Origin of the sequence: Streptomyces sp. NPDC020965, assembly GCF_044333555.1 — a bacterium.
GTDB lineage: Bacteria > Actinomycetota > Actinomycetes > Streptomycetales > Streptomycetaceae > Streptomyces.
The window spans coordinates 117,977-135,654 of sequence record NZ_JBIRRE010000008.1 but is presented as its reverse complement, the minus strand read 5'-3'; the positions used below and the strand labels follow the sequence as shown (position 1 = coordinate 135,654).

General features: G+C 69.8%; 15 protein-coding genes. 4 read left to right on the top strand and 11 right to left on the bottom strand.

Features of this window, described 5'->3' with window-relative positions:
* Window positions 1-2: 2 nt before the first annotated feature.
* From ACH4S7_RS23915 to ACH4S7_RS23900, 4 genes are read left to right on the top strand one after another with little or no spacing between them, the layout of a single operon-like run.
* Window positions 3-983 (top strand): enediyne biosynthesis protein, encoded by a 981-nt coding sequence (locus ACH4S7_RS23915; protein WP_398523292.1) that lies wholly within the window; start codon window positions 3-5, stop codon window positions 981-983.
* Window positions 983-6,748 carry an SDR family NAD(P)-dependent oxidoreductase gene (locus ACH4S7_RS23910; RefSeq protein ID WP_398523291.1) on the top strand — a complete coding sequence of 1,922 codons (5,766 nt, stop codon included), beginning with the start codon at window positions 983-985 and terminating at the stop codon, window positions 6,746-6,748. The genes ACH4S7_RS23915 and ACH4S7_RS23910 overlap by 1 nt, the downstream gene beginning before the upstream one ends.
* A gap of 3 nt (window positions 6,749-6,751) precedes the next feature.
* Window positions 6,752-7,210, top strand: a complete 459-nt coding sequence (locus tag ACH4S7_RS23905) for an acyl-CoA thioesterase (RefSeq protein WP_398523290.1) — start codon at window positions 6,752-6,754, stop codon at window positions 7,208-7,210.
* Complete coding sequence (locus ACH4S7_RS23900; RefSeq protein WP_398523289.1) at window positions 7,207-7,746, top strand: flavin reductase family protein; 540 nt, start codon at window positions 7,207-7,209, stop codon at window positions 7,744-7,746. The genes ACH4S7_RS23905 and ACH4S7_RS23900 overlap by 4 nt, the downstream gene beginning before the upstream one ends.
* A gap of 55 nt (window positions 7,747-7,801) precedes the next feature.
* Here the strand turns inward: ACH4S7_RS23900 and ACH4S7_RS23895 are convergent, their stop codons facing one another.
* The 11 genes from ACH4S7_RS23895 to ACH4S7_RS23845 form a co-directional block, all read right to left on the bottom strand.
* Window positions 7,802-8,524, bottom strand: coding sequence for a helix-turn-helix transcriptional regulator (locus ACH4S7_RS23895; protein WP_398523288.1), 723 nt, complete (start codon window positions 8,522-8,524; stop codon window positions 7,802-7,804).
* A 253-nt stretch (window positions 8,525-8,777) separates the two neighbouring features.
* The gene (locus ACH4S7_RS23890) at window positions 8,778-9,728 is read right to left on the bottom strand and encodes a ParB N-terminal domain-containing protein (RefSeq protein ID WP_398523541.1); all 951 of its coding nucleotides are present in this window, start codon (window positions 9,726-9,728) and stop codon (window positions 8,778-8,780) included.
* Window positions 9,729-10,260: 532 nt separating this feature from the next.
* The gene (locus ACH4S7_RS23885; protein ID WP_398523287.1) at window positions 10,261-10,983 is read right to left on the bottom strand and encodes a DUF899 domain-containing protein; all 723 of its coding nucleotides are present in this window, start codon (window positions 10,981-10,983) and stop codon (window positions 10,261-10,263) included.
* Window positions 10,984-11,153: 170 nt separating this feature from the next.
* Window positions 11,154-11,618 carry a hypothetical protein gene (locus ACH4S7_RS23880; protein WP_398523286.1) on the bottom strand — a complete coding sequence of 155 codons (465 nt, stop codon included), beginning with the start codon at window positions 11,616-11,618 and terminating at the stop codon, window positions 11,154-11,156.
* 13 nt (window positions 11,619-11,631) lie between these two features.
* Window positions 11,632-12,192, bottom strand: a complete 561-nt coding sequence (locus tag ACH4S7_RS23875; protein WP_398523285.1) for a hypothetical protein — start codon at window positions 12,190-12,192, stop codon at window positions 11,632-11,634.
* A 135-nt stretch (window positions 12,193-12,327) separates the two neighbouring features.
* A complete protein-coding gene (locus tag ACH4S7_RS23870; protein ID WP_398523284.1) occupies window positions 12,328-13,728 on the bottom strand; it encodes an ABC1 kinase family protein in 1,401 nt (466 codons plus the stop codon).
* Between the two features lie 250 nt (window positions 13,729-13,978).
* Window positions 13,979-15,064 (bottom strand): ScyD/ScyE family protein, encoded by a 1,086-nt coding sequence (locus ACH4S7_RS23865; protein ID WP_398523283.1) that lies wholly within the window; start codon window positions 15,062-15,064, stop codon window positions 13,979-13,981.
* Window positions 15,065-15,080: 16 nt separating this feature from the next.
* Window positions 15,081-15,890 (bottom strand): class I SAM-dependent DNA methyltransferase, encoded by an 810-nt coding sequence (locus tag ACH4S7_RS23860; protein WP_398523282.1) that lies wholly within the window; start codon window positions 15,888-15,890, stop codon window positions 15,081-15,083.
* Entirely contained in the window at window positions 15,875-16,609 is a 735-nt protein-coding gene (locus ACH4S7_RS23855) for an SDR family NAD(P)-dependent oxidoreductase (RefSeq protein WP_398523281.1), read from the bottom strand. The genes ACH4S7_RS23860 and ACH4S7_RS23855 overlap by 16 nt, the downstream gene beginning before the upstream one ends.
* A 23-nt stretch (window positions 16,610-16,632) precedes the next feature.
* Entirely contained in the window at window positions 16,633-17,106 is a 474-nt protein-coding gene (locus tag ACH4S7_RS23850; protein ID WP_398523280.1) for an SRPBCC domain-containing protein, read from the bottom strand.
* Window positions 17,107-17,126: 20 nt separating this feature from the next.
* A complete protein-coding gene (locus ACH4S7_RS23845) occupies window positions 17,127-17,636 on the bottom strand; it encodes an SRPBCC domain-containing protein (RefSeq protein WP_398523279.1) in 510 nt (169 codons plus the stop codon).
* Between the last annotated feature and the right edge of the window lie 42 nt (window positions 17,637-17,678).

Here is a 17,678-nt window from a genome sequence, read left to right as displayed (position 1 = left end):
ACATGGCCGAGCAGCAGACTGCCCCACCGCGCCACGATCCGAAGGTCATCACGGCTCTGCGCCGGTTCGCGATCTCGATCACCGTCCTGAACATCCTCGGCTACACGGTCCTGGGCTTCGAACAGGCGTGGACCTGGCCTCTGATCGCGGTCGCCACCGCCTACACGGTCGAGATCGCACTGGAGGCCGTGGCGGCCCGGCTGGAGCACCGGAGGCCCCGCTTCGCGGGCAACGGCCCGCGCGGGATGGTCGAGTTCCTCTTCCCCGCGCACATCACCGGCCTCGCGCTGAACATGCTCATCTACGTCAACGACCGGATCTGGGTGATGGTCTTCGGCGTCGTCGTCGCGGTCGGCGCCAAGTGGGTGCTGCGCGCCCCGCTGCGCGGCAGGATGCGGCACTACATGAACCCGTCCAACTTCGGCATCACCATCGTCCTGCTGCTCTTCCCGTGGGCCAGCATCGCACCGCCGTACCAGTTCACGGAGCATGTCGACGGCTTCATCGACTGGCTCATCCCGGTCATCATCGTCCTGGCCGGCACCATGATCAACGCCAAGCTCACCGACCGCATGTGGCTGATCGGCGCCTGGGTGATCGGCTTCGCCCTCCAGGCGATCCTGCGCGGTCTGCTCTTCGACACCGCGATCCCCGCGGCGCTGGGCATGATGACCGGCGTGGCCTTCGTGCTCTTCACGAACTACATGATCACCGACCCCGGCACCACCCCGTCCAAACGGAGTGGCCAGGTCGCGTTCGGCGGCGGCGTCGCGCTGATGTACGGAGTCTTCACCGCCGTGGGCATCGCGTACGGCATCTTCTTCGCCACCGCCGCCGTCTGTCTCGTCCGCGGCGGGTACCTGTGGTGGCTGGACATCACCGAGAAGCGCCGCGAGAACCTCGCGGAAGCCCCGCACCCGGCCGACACCGCCGCGACACCGCTCGTGGCCCCCGGGGCGGACAAAGAAGCCGTGGCCGCGTGATGACCAGAATCGCCATCGTCGGGATGGCATGTCACTACCCGGACGCCAACACCCCGCGCGAACTGTGGGAGAACTCACTCGCCGGCCGCCGGGCGTTTCGCCGGCTGCCCGATGTGCGCATGCGGCTGGCGGACTACTGGGACGCGGACCCGGCGACCCCCGACCGCTTCCACGCCCGCAACGCCGCGGTCATCGAGGGCTACGAGTTCGACCGGCTCGGCCACAAGATCGCCGGAAGCACCTACCGCTCCACCGACCTCACCCACTGGCTCGCCCTGGACACCGCGGGGCGGGCGCTGGCCGACGCGGGCTTCCCCAACGGCGACGGGCTGCCCAAGGAGCGCACCAACGTCGTCGTCGGCAACACCCTGACCGGCGAGTTCACCCGGGCGAACGTCCTGCGACTGCGCTGGCCGTACGTCCGCCGCGTCTTCGCCGCGGCGCTCAAGGAGCAGGACTGGGACGACGACCGGCTCGCGGGCTTCCTGGACGACGTGGAGGCGGCGTACAAGAGCCCGTTCCCGCCCATCAACGAGGACACCCTCGCCGGCGGCCTCTCCAACACCATCGCCGGCCGGATCTGCAACCACTTCGATCTGGGCGGTGGCGGCTACACCGTCGACGGTGCCTGTTCCTCGTCGCTGCTTTCCGTCACCCACGCCGCGCGATCACTCCTCGACGGCGACACCGATGTCGCCGTCACCGGCGGGGTCGACCTGTCCATCGACCCCTTCGAGGTCATCGGCTTCGCCAAGACCGGCGCCCTGGCCACCCACGAGATGCGGGTCTACGACCGCCACGCGAACGGCTTCTGGCCCGGTGAGGGCTGCGGCATGATCGTACTGATGCGCGAGCAGGACGCACTCGCGGCCGGCCACCGGATCTACGCCACCATCGCGGGCTGGGGCATCTCGTCCGACGGGCAGGGTGGCATCACCCGGCCCGAGGAGAGCGGCTACCGGCTGGCACTGCGGCGCGCCTATCAACGCGCCGGTTTCGGCATCGAGAGCGTCTCGCTGTTCGAAGGCCACGGCACCGGTACCGAGGTCGGCGACACCACCGAACTGGGGGCCCTCATCCGGGCCCGTACCGCCGCCGACCCCACCGCCCCGGCGGCCGTGATCAGCTCGGTCAAGTCGATCATCGGACACACCAAGGCGGCGGCCGGGGTGGCAGGACTCATCAAGGCCGCGATGGCGATCGACGAGGAGATGCTGCCGCCAGCCGTCGGCTGTACCGAGCCCCACCCCCTGCTCGCCGGGAACCCGGCCTCGCTGAGGGTGCTGCGCAAGGCCGAGGCATGGCCCGACACGGCCCCGGTGCGGGCCGGAATCACCGCCATGGGCTTCGGCGGCATCAACATCCATGTGGTCCTGGACAAGGTGGGCGGCGCCGCCCCGCGCCCCCACCGGACGGCCGGCCGCGGTCCGGCCCTCGCCACCTCCGCCCAGGACGTTGAACTCCTCCTCGCCGACGGCGACTCCCCGGAGGCACTGCGCGAGAGGCTGGCCCGACTGGTCGACTTCGTCCCCCAGGTGTCCTACGCCGAGCTGGGCGACCTCGCCGCCACCCTCCAGCGAGAACTGCGCGACGCGCCTTACCGGGCGGCGGTCGTCGTCTCCTCGCCCGAGGACGCCGAGCGGCAGCTACGGCTGCTGATGGACGCCCTGGACAGCGGCCAGACACACCACTTCACGGCGGACGGCCGCGTCTTCCTCGGTCGGGCGCGGGGACCCGCCCGGATCGGCTACCTCTTCCCCGGACAGGGCTCCGGGCACGGCACCAGCGGCGGGGCCCTGCGCCGTCGGATGACCGAGGCCGAAGAGGTCTACACGGCGGCGATGCTGCCCACCGGCGGGGACAGCGTGGCCACCGAAGTCGCCCAGCCCCGGATCGTCACCGGCTCCATGGCCGGCCTGCGGGTGCTCCAGGCGCTCGGCCTCGACGCCGCCGTCGCGGTCGGCCACAGCCTCGGCGAGCTGTCGGCGCTGGCCTGGGCCGGCGCGCTGGACCAGGAGCTGCTGCTCACGATCGCGCGGACCCGGGGCAGAACCATGTCCGAGGAGAGCGCATCGGGCACGATGACCTCGCTCGCCGGGTCCGCCGAGAAGGCCGCCGAGGCCGCCGCCGGACTGCCCGTCGTGATCGCCGGATACAACGGCCCCGAGCAGACCGTGCTGGCCGGACCCGTCGACGCGATCGAGGCTGCCGAGGCCCGCGCCCGCGCTGCCGGTGTGGCCTGCACCCGACTGGCCGTCTCGCACGCCTTCCACTCGCCCCTGGTGGCGGCGACCGCGGACGCCTTCGGGGACTGGCTGGCCAAACGGGAGTTCAAGGCGGTCGGACGGCGGGTCGTCTCCACGGTCACCGGGGACCTGCTGGACTCCGACAGTGATATCGCTGAGCTGATGCGCCGACAGATCACCGCCCCGGTGCTCTTCGCCCAGGCGGTCCAGCACGCGGCGCGGGACATCGACCTGTTTGTCGAGGTCGGCCCCGGCCGGGTCCTCAGCCCCCTCGCCACCGCCGTCACCGGCGTACCGGCGCTCGCCCTGGACACCGACGACGAGTCGCTGCGCGGACTGCTCCGGGTGGCCGGCGCGGCCTACGTCGCCGGAGCCCCACTCGACCACGGGCGGCTCTTCCACGACCGGCTCATCCGGCCCCTCGAAGTCGGCGCCCAGTTCCACTTCTTCGCCAGCCCGGCGGAACAGGCCCCCACGGTGGAGACCCGCGGCGGCCGGGGCGCCACCGCCACCCCGCCGCCCGCCGCCCCCGCGCGCGACGAGGACTCCACCGAGACCGGCGTCGAGCTGCTCTGCCGCATCGTCGCCGAACGGGCCGAGCTCCCACCGGAGATGGTGACCGCCGACACCCGACTCCTCGACGACCTCCACCTCAGCTCGATCACGGTGGGCCAGATCGTCAACCAGGCCGCCCAACTGCTCGGCATCCCCCCGGCCATGACCCCGCTCAACTTCGCCACGGCGACCGCGGGCGAACTGGCCGAGGCCCTCCGCGTGCTGGCGGACACCGGACACACCACCGACGCGGACCGGGCACCCGCCGTCGTCGGCGCCGCCGCCTGGGCCCGGACCTTCGCGGTGGAACAGGAGGAACTCCCGACGCCCGCCCCGACCGCGGCCGAGGAGAACGGCCCCTGGCAGCTCTTCGCGGAAGAAGGACATCCCTTCGCCGAACCGCTGCGCCGACACCTTGAGGAGGCCGGGCTCGGCGGCGGCGTCCTGGTCTGTCTGCCCCACCCCTGCCCCGAACACCACCTTGAGCTGGCGCTCCGGGGTGCGCAGGCCGCACTCGCCGACGACCGCGCCCGACGGTTCGTCCTGGTCCAGCACGGCCGGGGCGCGGCGGCCCTCGCCAAGACACTGCACCTCGAAGCGCCCCGGCTCCGTACCACCGTCGTGCACATGCCCACGGACCCGGCCGGAGCGATCGCCCGCGTGGCCGCCGAAACGGCCGCGACCACGCACTTCACGGAGGTGCACTACGACACGTCGGGGATCCGCACCGTGCCCACCCTGCGCCCGCTACCGGTGCGCCCGGCCCGTACCGAGCAGCCCCTGAGCACCTCCGACGTGCTGCTGGTGACGGGCGGCGGCAAGGGCATCACCGCCGAATGCGCACTCGCAGTGGCCGCCGACAGCGGCGCCAAGCTGGCCGTACTGGGGCGGTCCGACCCGGAACAGGACGCGGAACTGGCCGCCAATCTGAGCCGGATGTCCGACAGCGGCGTCACCGTGCGCTACGCGCGCGCCGATGTCACCGACCCCGGGCAGGTCCGCGCCGCGATGGCCCGGCTCACCACCGAGCTGGGCCCGGTCACCGCCGTGCTGCACGGCGCCGGACTCAACGAGCCAGCCGCCCTCACCGAGCTGGACATGGACAGCTTCCGGCGCGCCCTCGCCCCCAAGGTCGACGGCCTGCGGACCGTCCTGGACACGATCGAGCCGGGCGGGCTGCGGCTGCTGGTCACCTTCGGCAGCATCATCGGTCGCGCCGGACTGCGCGGTGAGGCGCACTACGCCACCGCCAACGAATGGCTCGCCGACCTGACCGAGGAGGTGGCACGGCGGCATCCGCGGTGCCGCGCCCGCTGCCTGGAGTGGTCGGTCTGGTCGGGACTCGGCATGGGAGAGCGGCTGTCCGTCGTGGAGTCGCTGACCCGGGACGGCGTCACCCCCCTCTCGCCCGACCAGGGAGTCGCCCTGCTGCGACGGCTCCTCACCGACCCCGACGCGCCCACGGTGACGGTGATCAGCGGCCGTACGGAGGGCATCGCCACCGTGCGCCGGGCGACGGAGCCGCTGCCCCTGCTGCGGTTCGTGGAGAAGACCCTCATCCGCTACCACGGCGTCGAGTTGGTGACCGAGGCGGAGCTGAGCGTGGGCACCGATCCCTATCTCGCCGATCACCAACTGGACGGCAACCTCCTGTTCCCCGCGGTCATGGGCATGGAGGCGATGGCCCAGGTGGCCGCGGCCGTCACCGGCCACACGACGGTGCCGGTGATCGAGGGGGCCGAGTTCCTGCGGCCGATCACCGTCCCCCCGACGGGCAGCACGGCGATCCGTATCGCCGTGGTCGTCACCGACGACGACACGGTCGAGGCGGCCATCCACAGTGCGGAGACCGGGTTCGCCGCGGAGCACTTCCGGGCCCGGCTGGTCTTCACCGCCGCCGCGGTCCCCGCCGGGGGGCCCGACCAGGTCGAGGACGGTCTGCCCCCGGTGCCCCTGGAGCCGCTCGGCGACCTCTACGGCGGCCTGCTCTTCCAGAGCGGCCGTTTCAGGCGGCTGCGCCGCTACCACCGGGCCGCCGCCCGACACGTGGACGCGGAGGTGGCCACGTCCGAGACGGAGAACTGGTTCGCCGGCTTCCTCCCCGGCGAGCTGCTGCTCGGCGACCCCGGTATGCGGGACGCGCTGATGCACGGCAACCAGGTCTGCGTACCGCACGCCACGCTGCTGCCACAGGCCGTCGAGCGGATCCACCCCTGCGGCGGGAAGCCCGCGGTCACCGGCGAGCTGCGTTACTCCGCCGTGGAACGACACCGCGACGGCGACACCCACTTCTATGACATCGCCGTACGGACCGCCGACGGCGACATCGTGGAGCGGTGGGAGGGGCTGCGGCTGCGGGCCGTGCGTCACGGCGACGGACGCGGCCCCTGGGTGGCGCCGCTGCTCGGTCCCTACCTGGAACGGACCGTGGAGGACCTGGTCGGGGCGCGGGTGACGATCGCCGTGGAGCCGGACGCGGGCAAGGACCACCGGGTCCGTACGGCGGAGGCCGTCCAGCGCGCGATCGGCCGGCCGGTCGAGCTCCGCCACCGGCCGGACGGCCGGCCGGAACTGAGCGGGCCCCTGAGCCTCTCGGTCTCCCACGGCCCGGGACTGACGCTCTGCGCGGTGTCCGAGCGGGTCGTCGGCTGCGATATCGAGGAGGTCACGCCACGCCACACGGCGGAGTGGGACGCCCTGCTCGGCGGACACACGGCACTGGTCCGGCTGGTCGCCCAGGAGACGGGAGAGGGTCCGGACACCGCGGCGACCAGAGTGTGGACGGCCGTCGAATGCCTACAGAAGGCCGGGCGCACGGGCACGGCGCCCCTGACCCTGACACCGGGGCAGCGGGACGGCTGGGCGGTCTTCTCCTCGGGCGATCTGTGGGTCGCGACGCTCGCCACCACCGTGCGGGAGGTGGCGGCACCGGTCGTCTTCGCAATCCTCACAGGAGGGCGCTGAACCATGGCTGACTACTTCGAGCACCGGCACATCGTCGGCTTCCAGGAGACCAACATCGTCGGCAACGTCTACTACGTCAACTACCTGAGCTGGCAGGGCCGGTGCCGGGAGATGTTCCTCAAACTGCGCGCGCCGGACGTGCTGGCCGAGATACAGGCCGACCTCAAACTGTTCACCCTGAAGGTCGATTGCGAATTCTTCGCCGAGATCACCGCCTTCGACGAGATATCGATCAGAATGCGGCTCGCCGATCTGGCCCAGACACAACTGGAGTTCAGCTTCGACTACGTCAAACTCGACCCCGGCGGCGAGGAGAAGCTCATCGCCCGGGGCCGGCAACGGGTGGCCTGTATGCGCGGCCCCAACAGCGCCACGGTCCCGTCCCTCGTCCCCGAGGCGCTGGTGCGCGCGCTCGGACCGTACACCCGACCGGCCACGCCCCTGCTGGGGAGGACGGCGTGAGCACCCTGCCGCGGGCCGACCGCGCCGCGGACGTCATGGACGCCGACCACCTGCGTCGGGCGTTCGGGGCCTTCGCCACCGGGGTCACGGTCGTCACCGTCAGGGGCCCGTCCCCGCGCGGGATGACCGCGAACTCCTTCACCGCCGTCTCCCTTGACCCGGCCCTCGTGCTCGTCTGCGTCGACCGCGGTGCCGTGACGCACCGGATCCTCGAAGCGGCCGATGGTTTCGGGGTGTCCGTACTCGGTGAGGGGCAGGAGGACATGGCCCGGCACTTCGCCGACCGCTCCCGGCCCATGGGGGCGGACCAGTTCGCGGCGGTCGACTGGCACCCGGGTCCGGCCACCGGGGCGCCGCTGATCGACGGCGCGCTCGCGCAGTTCGAGTGCGAGACATGGCGGCAGTACGACGGCGGCGACCACACCATCTTCCTCGGTAGGGTCCTCACCGCGCGGCGGAGCCCGGAGCGCGACGCACTGGTGTTCCTGGGCGGGCGGTTCAGGAGTCTGGGCCCGGAACGCGAGGGGGCGGCGTGAACTCGAAGGCCCCGCCGCGGAGGGCGGGGGAACGTCCCCGCCCTCACACCACGGGTCAGCCGGCCACCGCTTCGAGCGCCGCCATCCGCATGTCCAGGAGTGCGAGCAGCACCGGCGGGTCGAACGCACACACGGCACGGAGCTGGATATCCGCGGGCTTCAGGAGCACATGGGGGGCCACGGTGACCGGCCCGTAGACACCGATGGACGGTGCGGTGGCCGTACCGATGCCGTCAGTCTCCTCCATCCCGTACGGGACGGACTGCACCAGCACGTACCAGGTGCCCTCGGGCACGTTCGGCAGCACATAGGCGCCCGGGCGGTCCAACATGGTGCAGCGCACCGGCCGGCCCTGCGGAATGCAGTCGGGAAACAGTCCGATGAAGACGAATCCGGCCGATCCGTCGTCCGGGGGAAGGACTCTGCCGTGGACCGAAAGGGAACTCGCCCCATGGGACGCCCTGTTGTCCGGTACGTTAATCTTGTCGGCGAATCCGCCGAGTTGACGGTACGCGGTCGGGGCCAGGCCGACTGAGCTTTTGAAGCGGGTGCTGAAGGTCCCGATACTCCGGTAGCCGACGATATTGCTGATGTCCGCAATTTTCAGCTCCGTTCTGATCAGGAGCTGTTTGGCCTCCTGGAGCCGCAGCGCCGAGAGGAATCGGCCTGGGGACATGCCCGTCGTACTCTTGAATATGCGGGTGAAATGAAATTTGCTGAACATCGCCGTCTCGGCCATGCTGTCGATGGTGAGTTCTTCCCCAAGGTTCTCGTACATGCTGCGGATGACGCGTGTTACGGCTCTCTCTGTAGCGGATTCCATGAGTACCCCCTGCATCCGATGGCGTAAGGACGTCACGTGCTACCGTAATTTCAGGTGCGGCATTTTCTGGGGCCCACATCTCCAGGTGCCGCTTCTTGCAATGTCACGCCTTGCACTGTTACGTCTTGCACTGTCACGTGCTGCGATGCCACGTCTTGCGATATCGCTTCTTACAATGTCACGACTTCAGATGCCGCATCTTGAGGTGTCACGTTTTTGAAGTGCCGCTGTATTTCCGCTGAGCCACTTCCTCGGCGATCTGCTGCCAGACCACCGCGCACTGCCGGGCCAATTCGGCCACGGCGTCCGCGCAGTGCGGCGGTACCGAGGTGATCTTCAGCTGCCAGTCGTCGTCGAGGACGGCCTGGGTGTGCAGCCAGCGCAGCAGATCGAGTCCCGATTCCGTGTTCCGCAGCGATGGGTCCCTGGTGAGCTGCCGCAGGACCGCGAGGCGGTCCCCGGCGTCATCGCGGCAGGGGGAGCGAGCCGCCGCAGGGGGCACGGTCGGGGCGGCGGCATTCCGCGGCGGGGGGTCGAGCCGCATCCCGGGGACTGGCGCCTCACCCCTGCGGACCCTTCCGCGCACGTCATGGGCGGTGCCGACGGAGATGCCGGCGTCCCGGGCGATCATCCGGAGCGGAGTGTCCGGCCGGGCCGAGATGATCTCGGAAGCGCGCAGCCGGCCCGCGGAACCGTCCAGCGGATACTGCCGGCCGGCGGTGTCGATCCGGCTGTTCACGTGAGGAGAATCCACGGCTGAACGGCGACGGATGGCGGCGACCGTCTTGGGGGAGAGGCCGGCCCGCGCCGCGATCGAGCGATCGGATTGCTGCGGATGGGCCGTGAGTATGCGCTGCGCGGCTGCCTTGCGATCGGGGAGCGAGAGGGGCAGTCCGTGCGTGATGTTCTCTTCGACCGCGCGGATAAACGCGTCCTCGGGGCTGCCGTCGAAGAATAACGCCTGGATGTCCGCACGGCCGTTCCGAGCTGCCGCGTGCAAGCGATGCATTCCATCGACAACACGCATGGTGGCTCGGTCCACAAGGATCGGCGGAAGTTTATCGGCCGATTCGGCGAGGCACTGTAGGTGATGCTCGTCGATTCCTTGTAGTCGCGGTGAGTCGGCAGGGAGCAGCTCGGCGATCAGGATGGTGCGCACACTATCCGATGGCGCGCGCGATTCGGTCGATTCGCCCGACTTTGCGTGTGCGGGAGCTGGCACTGGTCGGCTTACCGCTCGCACCCGCAGGTCATTGCTGGCCAACAGCTGAACCCCCTGTAGAAAGTCGATACAGGACACATCGACCTGATGCAACGAGAAAGTTGCTTAGTCGCGCCGTGCTCGTGCTTGATTCTGAGCTGCACCATGAGCGTACTGGCTGACCGGCTTATGTCCAAGGGTTGACAACTTGTTTAAATGGCAGATGGATGCAGTACGCAGCGATCCGGCCGGGGATGCAGCGGAGATACGGGAAGGGAGACCGTGGCCCGGGGTGACGCACGCCCACCCGAAACGCAAGACCGCTCGCCCGCGTCCACCCGTGGAAACGGGCGTACGCGGACGAGCGGTACGGGTGAGCGGTACGGAGGTGCCCATCCGGCGCTCGGTGCGATGCGGGCTCTCGCCGGCACTGTGGATCACTCCCGGCGGTATGCCCCGGGGAGGGGGTGCCGGGCAGCGATCAGTCGGGTCAGCCCTCGTCGCCGTAGGCGTCATGGTGGCGGACCCAGTCCATGATGCCCGCCTCCTCCTGCCGTCCCAAAGGTGTCAGGTCCAGGTAGTTGAAGGTGCCGTTCAGCAGGTCAGTGCCCCGGGAGTAGGTCGAGTACGTATGGAAGACGCTGTCCCCCTCACGCAGGAAGACACTCAGCCCGTGCTGTTCGCCGCTCATGGCCCATGAGCCGATACCGGCTTCCCGCAGTTCGTCCTTGTTGCGGAAGTTGAACTGGATCGGCGTCACGGATTCATCCATGGTGACGTGGAAGTCATAGTTGAACGATGTGCCGTGGGACGAGTACCAGGGGAAGTCCCACTCCATGCGCTCACGGAACTTGGTGATCTTCGCCAGTGGCGCACGGGACACCGCGGCGAACGACGTCCCGGCCGCGTGCAGGTGCGCCAGATGACCGAGGTTGTCGGCCAGCAGCGAGCAGCCGGAACAGCCGGCGTCCCAGTCGGGCGCCAGCATGAAGTGATAGACGATCAGTTGGCGGCGCCCCTGGAACAGGTCGGTCAGCGTGGCCTCGCCGTCGGGGCCGTCGAACACGTACGGCTCGGTGATCTCGACCATCGGGAGTTCCCGCCGCCGCGCGCTGAGAGCGTCCCGCTCCCGGTCGAACGCCTTCTCCCGGGCGAGCAACTCTTTCCGTGCCGTGAGCCATTCGTCCCTGGAAACAACCGCTGGACGGTCCATCGCTTGCGTGCCTCTCCCTCGTCCCACCTACCGCTGGAGTCGGCAACCCTACCGGAGTGAATCACCCTCGTACGGCGGGCGTTCGCGTGGTCGTCCGGACATCGATCCCCCGTCCGCCGGCCGTCAGGGCCCTCCGGTCAGGCAGGACCCCGCGGCGGGCGGACGAAGCGTCAGACCGACGACGGCGCGGGCACCCGTCGCTCCGGTGGCGACCTCAGGTGCCGCCTGGCCAGCAGCCCGAGCAGCCCGAGCCCGGTCAGGAGGAGCAGGCCGGTGAAGAGCCACTCACGGGAGCCCTGCGGACGGTAGACCCGTCCGGGATTCCCGACATCCACCGCCGTGGCGCTCTCGTTCCGCGTGAAGGAACCCTTTCCACTGCCGTACATCGTCACGTCGGCACGCCGGACCGCTCCGTCGTCGGAGGTGAACGCCCCCGACCACTCGCAGGTCTGGTGTGCGCCGTGGCTCACACAGTGGAGCCGCTCCGCGGTGAACCGACCGGCGGTGCCGTCGGCCTTCGCGGCGCGAACGACGTTGCCCATGTTCGACAGGGACACGTACAGCAGGAGGCAGGCAGTGATCAGGAGGGCGATCGAGACGGTGCGGGACGGCCTCCTGACGGAGGATCGGCGCACGGCCGGCACCGGGTCAGCGCTCGACGGCACAGCGGCACCGCGCGACGAGGTCCGTGGCCCTACCGGGCCGGCTGTGCACGTACATGGCGATCAGCATGGGGATGGTGACCAGGGCGTTGTAGAAGAGGTGGAGCTCCACCCGGGGCATGAGGAGCTGGATGATGCTGGTCGGTGCGGCCTTGTCCATGATGTTGGCGCCGGCCAGGGCCTGGATGAGGAGGAGGAGATGCTCGAAGTGGTGCCACACCTGGATGCCGAGCGCGACGTTCCACCATGTCCGTGAGGTGCCGGCGAATCCGGGGCGCAGTATCAGGAAGCCCACGAGCATGACGAGGGCGTACCCGTAGTGCATCCACTCGGAGGTGACCAACCACGGGAAGGGGATCCCCAGGACCCCGCGGGCCTCGGGGATCGACCAACCCATGACGTAGATCTGAACGGCCTGGACGATGTGTTCGGCCCAGTGGGCCACCACGATCACCATGAAGATCCGAAGCGCCGGCTGGTGCATCCTGCCGTTGAGGGCTTCGAGTCTCCCGTGCACCGGTGCCGGGGAATCCGTACTGGCTGACATACGCGTACCTCCTGAGAAGGAGACGGGGACTACATCTCAGCAGGTCTCCGACGAGGAGTCTTCTCCTCGATTGCCCAGTGCCGGATCCTGGCGAGGCCCGTCGCCCGCGGAGGTGTCGCGCGTACGGGGCAGCCCTCACCCCGTACGGAAGAGGACCTCACCGCTCAGCCCCTTCGCGCGGCCGCCGGTTTCGAGGCGACGGCGGCGCTCCCCGGCCGGGCGCCCCGCCGCCGCCCGGAAGACGATGGGACGGGCGATGGCCTGGAAGTCCACGTCGGGGTCGAGCCGGCGGACTGTCTCCTCCACCATCAGGAGTGCGAGCAGCGGGAACACGAACTCCGACGACGCGTAGATATCGTTCCTTCGCTGGCTGGCGAAGAGTTCCGTGGAGAACGCGATCAGATCGAAGTCCCGCGCGGTCATGCCACCGTAACGGTTCACCAGCCGGGTCATATCCTCGATGAACGCGTCGACATCACTGTGCTTGTCCACCTGCTCGGCGCTGGCCAGCACCGCCTTGGCACAGCCGAGACCGTTACGGAAACCGAGGTTCAGGAAGAACAGGGCGAGGTTCTCCCTGACCACCTCGGGGGTCCGGTAGACGAACCCGGCGTCGAGCATCACGACCGAGCCCTTGGTCGTCAGTCGGAGGTTGCCCGGATGCAGGTCGCAGTGGACCAGCCCGGTGCAGAACAGCATCTCGAAGACGGCCCTCAGCGTCTGGTCCGCCAGCGTCCGGCGGCGCTCCGGGCTCAGCTCGTCCATTTCGACCCGGTCACGCACCCCGGGCACGAAGGTCATGACGACGCATGACTCCCCGCTCAATTCCTTGACGGGTTCGGGCACGGCGATGAATTCCAGCGTGGACAGGTCCTCGACCAGCAGCGCCAGGTTCTCCGCCTCCTCCTGGAGGTCGAGCTGGCGCAGCACGCTCGCCCCGACCGCCCGTGCCATGCCGGACAGGGGGGCGCCCCGGAGCCCGGGGAGCCGTCCGACCAGCGCGAAGACCGTGCAGAGTATGGCCACGTCACGGCGCATGACGTCCGTGAGGTCCGGCCGACGCAGTTTGACCGCGACCGGAGTACCGTCGGCCAGCAGTGCCGGATAGACACAGGCGATGCTGCCCGAGCCGAGCGGCTCGAAGCGGAAGTCATGCAGCACGTCCGACCAGTCCGGTCCGAAGTGCTCCGTCAGCGCGCGGTGCACATCGTCGTCGCTCATCGGCTCGACCGCGTCGTGCAGGCGCTTCAGCGCTCCACAGGCGCGCGGGGGCAGGACGTCCTCGCGCGTGCTGGCGATCTGGGCGAACTTGATGAACGCCGGGCCGAGTCGCTCGATGATCCGCGCGAACTCCTCCGGCCAGCCGCGGGTGATCTGCCGCCGGGTCAGGCGCAACCACGACCGCCGTGCCAACTGGCGGGCGCTCCCTCCGGCGGCCGTCCCCAGAATCTGGCCGAGCCGGAACACCGCGGCCCCGGTCGAGACAGTGGGCAGCTCGACCGCCGGAGGCGGGGAACCGTTCGTGGCAACAGTCATGTCTGGTCCCTGACGGTCGTGTGGAACAGCTCATGTGGTCGGTTCAACGTGACCTCCACCGATATGGGATACCGCTCGACGACCGGTCCGTCTGTCCCTCTGTGAGGTGCCGACGACTGACCGGCCATATGAGCAGCGCGGACGGGATGACCACCGCCCGCGCTGCCTCCTCGTGCGACCGGATACGAGATCCGTGGGAGCCCGCGGGGTCAGCGGGCGGGTGCGGGCAGCTCACCCGACGACATACGGCTCATCGGGAGCGCAACCGCAGCAGTTGACCGGTGGCCTCGCCCAGCGAGGTCGTCCGGTTGGTGAGGTAGATGTCACCGTTCGGCGCGACGGCGACGCCTCCGGGGTGTTCCAGGCCCTCACGTGCCAACACGGTCCGCTGGCCGTCCCGCTCGACACGGATCAGACGTCCGGTCTTATCGGGCGAGTCGAAGCCGTTCGCCGCCAGTTCCAGCACGAGCATCCGGCCCTGCCGGTCGAAGGTGAGGTCGATCGCGCCGGTGAAGCCGCGCGCCACGACCGTCGGGGACTTCCCGGGGACGAGACGCCAGATCCGTGCCGCGCCGATGACGGTGGGTTCGCCGCTGTACTCACTGATGTAGTACGCGCCGTCGGGGCCTCGAGTGATCGCTGTGGGTACGGATTCCACGGTCTTGCCGTCGATGGACTGGTCCGGCAGCGCGGCGATCATCCGCACCGAGCCGTTGTCGCCGACCCGCAGGATGCCGTTGCCCCCGGCCTCGGCCACCAGTGTGCCGCCGGGCACCCTGGTCAGCCCGTAGGCGTTGGCGTTGAGGTCGGCGGGGTGCGGGTTGTACTTCTGCTCGTACGCGAGCAGGTCGCCGACGGGCCGGAGCTTGCCGGCCCGGTCGACGACGCCGGTCTGGGCCAGCCCGCGCGCCTGCCTGCCCAGACCGTCGCGGGTGGACATCTCACCGCCGAGGCCGAACACCACGGAGATCCGGCCGTGGCTGGCGTCGACATCGTGCAGACCGAGCACACTGAACTCGTTGATCACCGACGGCAGCCCATGGGCGATGCGCACGGCCTTGTCCTTGCGCGGCGAGTACGCGGTGATCGCGCCGGTCGCGCCGAAACAGGCGGGGAATCCGCCGACGCCGGCCGCGCACGGCGCCGGGCCGCCCTTGCCCGCTTCGGCGACCAGGATCCGGTCGTGTCTGCCGTCCCAGGTCAGTCCGCGGGGGGTCACCAAATTGTCGGCGACCACTTCGAGCGGCGGGCTTGACGACGAGGCCGGGGAGGCGGCGGTCAACATGGCGGTGAGCAGGGCGCCGGCGAGTGTGACGGTGGACAGACGGCGAAGCATCAGAACCCCCAGGACATCATCGTGGAATGGATCCGGCCGGCAGACGGGCACTCCAGGTGTCCCGCCGGGTGGCGTCGGTCGCGAGTCGATCGGTGTAGTTGTCGGAGGCTCGGATGGCCGTGAAGCCCGCGTCCCGCAAGGCGCTTTCGACCTCGTCGCGGGAGAACCAGCGCTGCGGGTGCCGCTCCACGACACGTCGGTACTGTTCGCCCTCCGGAACGTACAGCGACACCAGATACTCGTAGTACGGCGAGTCCGGGACGTGGCGGGTGTTCCACACATAGGAGAAGTCGCCGAAGTCCTCGCTGAACTCGCCGAGGGCGGCGATGGCCTCGAAGCTCGGCCGGGTGCTCAGGTCGAAGACGAGGACTCCGCCGGGTCGCAGCGCGCCGGCGAGGTGGTGCAGGATGGTGCCGAGGGCGCCGTCACCGGTGAAGTAGTTCGCGCTGTCGAAGCAGACGAGTGCCGCGTCGAACGGGCCCAGCTCCGCCAGCCGTTGGTCGGGCAGGGTGAGGTGCCGCAGTTCGGTCCCGGCATCGGCGCGCGTCCGGGCGACATCCAGCATCGAGGCCGATGCGTCGACGCCGGTGACCCGGAACCCCTGGTCCTGGAGCGTCCGTATGGTCATGCCGGTCCCGCAGCAGACGTCGAGCACCGTCTTCACCTGGAGGTCGGCCTCGGCGAACCGCTCCTTGGCGAAGGCGACCCACTGGTCGTACGGGACCTCGTCCGCGGCCATCCAGCGGTCGTAGACCCGGGCGAGCGCGCTGTACGGAAGCTCGTACGCGGCATCCGGCGCGGGTACGGCACTCACTCCGCGTCCCACGGTCCGGACTGTGCCTGGTACCGCCGGCCGTTGACCTCGCCGGGGGAGCGGCCGGTGAGCCAGCTCCAGAACGGCAGGGTGGCGTCCGGGTTCGGCACCGTGGACCGGTCGAATCCGGGTTCGGCCCATTCGTAGCCCCGGGTGCACATGTCACCGGGGTCGACGAGGGTGACGCCCACGCCGGAGTCGGCGTTCTCGGCCGCCATGATCAGCGATGCCTGGTCCAGCGCCGACTTGCTGGCGGCGTAGATCCCCGCGCACGGGAAGACCTCCACGGCCGAATGGCTGGACAGGTTGACCACCAGACCACCGGTGTCCTTGAGCAACGGCCACGCCAGTTGGGCGAGGGTCACCGGTGCGACGACATTGGTGCGCAGGACCCGCTCGAACGATTCGAGCGGATGGTCCAGCAGCGGCCCGATCGGGCTGACGGCCATCTGGGAGGCGTTGTTCACCAGCCAGTCCAGCCGGCCGATGGACCGTGCCGCGGCTATCAGCTCCTCGCGGTGCGCGGCCTCCCCGATGTCACCCGCCAGGGCGACGACCGACCCGCCCCGGCCCGTCAGGCGCTTGGCGACGACGGCCAGGTCGGACGCGGTACGCGCGGTGAGGACCAGGGTCCAGCCCTGACCGCTGAGGAAGTCGGCGAGTGTCTCGCCAAGGCCGGTACTCGCGCCGGTGACCAGTGCGACACGCGATGGTGGCTGCGGATTCGTCATGGGACGTCAGCTCCTCGGTCTGCTCAGGTGGTGGAGAGCCGGATGCCGTGCTCGGCGTAGCAGCGGAGCAGGGTCAGTGCCTCTCCCCAGCCGGTCGCGCACTCGCTGAACCGTTCCAGCCCGGCCCTGGTCTGGGGGAGGCCGCTCTCCACGACCTGCAACCGGGTGCCGTGCGGGTGTTCCTCGGTGGTGAAGGTGACGAGCGAGGACGGTGTGCCCCAGGTGAACGCGAACCGCTTCCCGGGTACGCACTCCTTCACCTCGCCGTCGTCCGTGAGGTCGCCGCCGTCGCTGCCCAGGCCGCGCCACACCAGGTGTACGGGGCTGCCGGCGACGGCGTCGAACGTCGAGCCGTCGGTGAACCACTTGTCCCACCCCGCACCGCTGGAGAGCAGGGCGAACACCTGGTCGGGGGTGGCGCGGACCGGGGTGGAGTGCTGGATGTCGGGGACCAGAACGGAATTCCGGGCGTCGCCGTTCTCGTCTGTGTGCGTCATGGCGCGGTTCTCCCTGGGGGCTACTCGGCGGTCGCGGTGTAGGCGGGCAGGAGTTCCAACCTGCGCGCGTCGGAGTCCGGCACAGCGGGTGTGCCGGCCAGATGGGCTTCGAGGTTGTCGGTGTACATATGCCAGCCGGCCGCGTAGTCGACCGGGTCGGCCTCCGGACCGAAGCCCGAGTGGTCCAGGACGAGCCGGGTGTGGCCGTCGTCCGTGGGCGACAGCGCGAGACGGACGACCGAGTCGGCGCTCTCCCCGCTGTAGCACCAGGTGAAAGCCAGCTCGGAGGCCGGTTTCCAGGTCAGTACGCGGCAGGCGATGACATCGCCGTGCAGGCCACGGCCTTCCAGCACGAAGTCCTGCTCAGGCCCCGGCGCGCCGGTCAGCACCGGCCCGAACCAGATGGGCAGTCGGTCCGGGTCGGTCCACGCCGCCCAGACCTGGTCGGGGGAGTCGGGGAGGATACGGGCCAGGGTGGCCCGGCGCGCCGTACGAGAGGCCGTGCCCAGGGCAGTCAGTGAATCGCTCATCGGTGATCCGCTTCCGTGTGCGGGGCGAGCTGGGACTGAGAG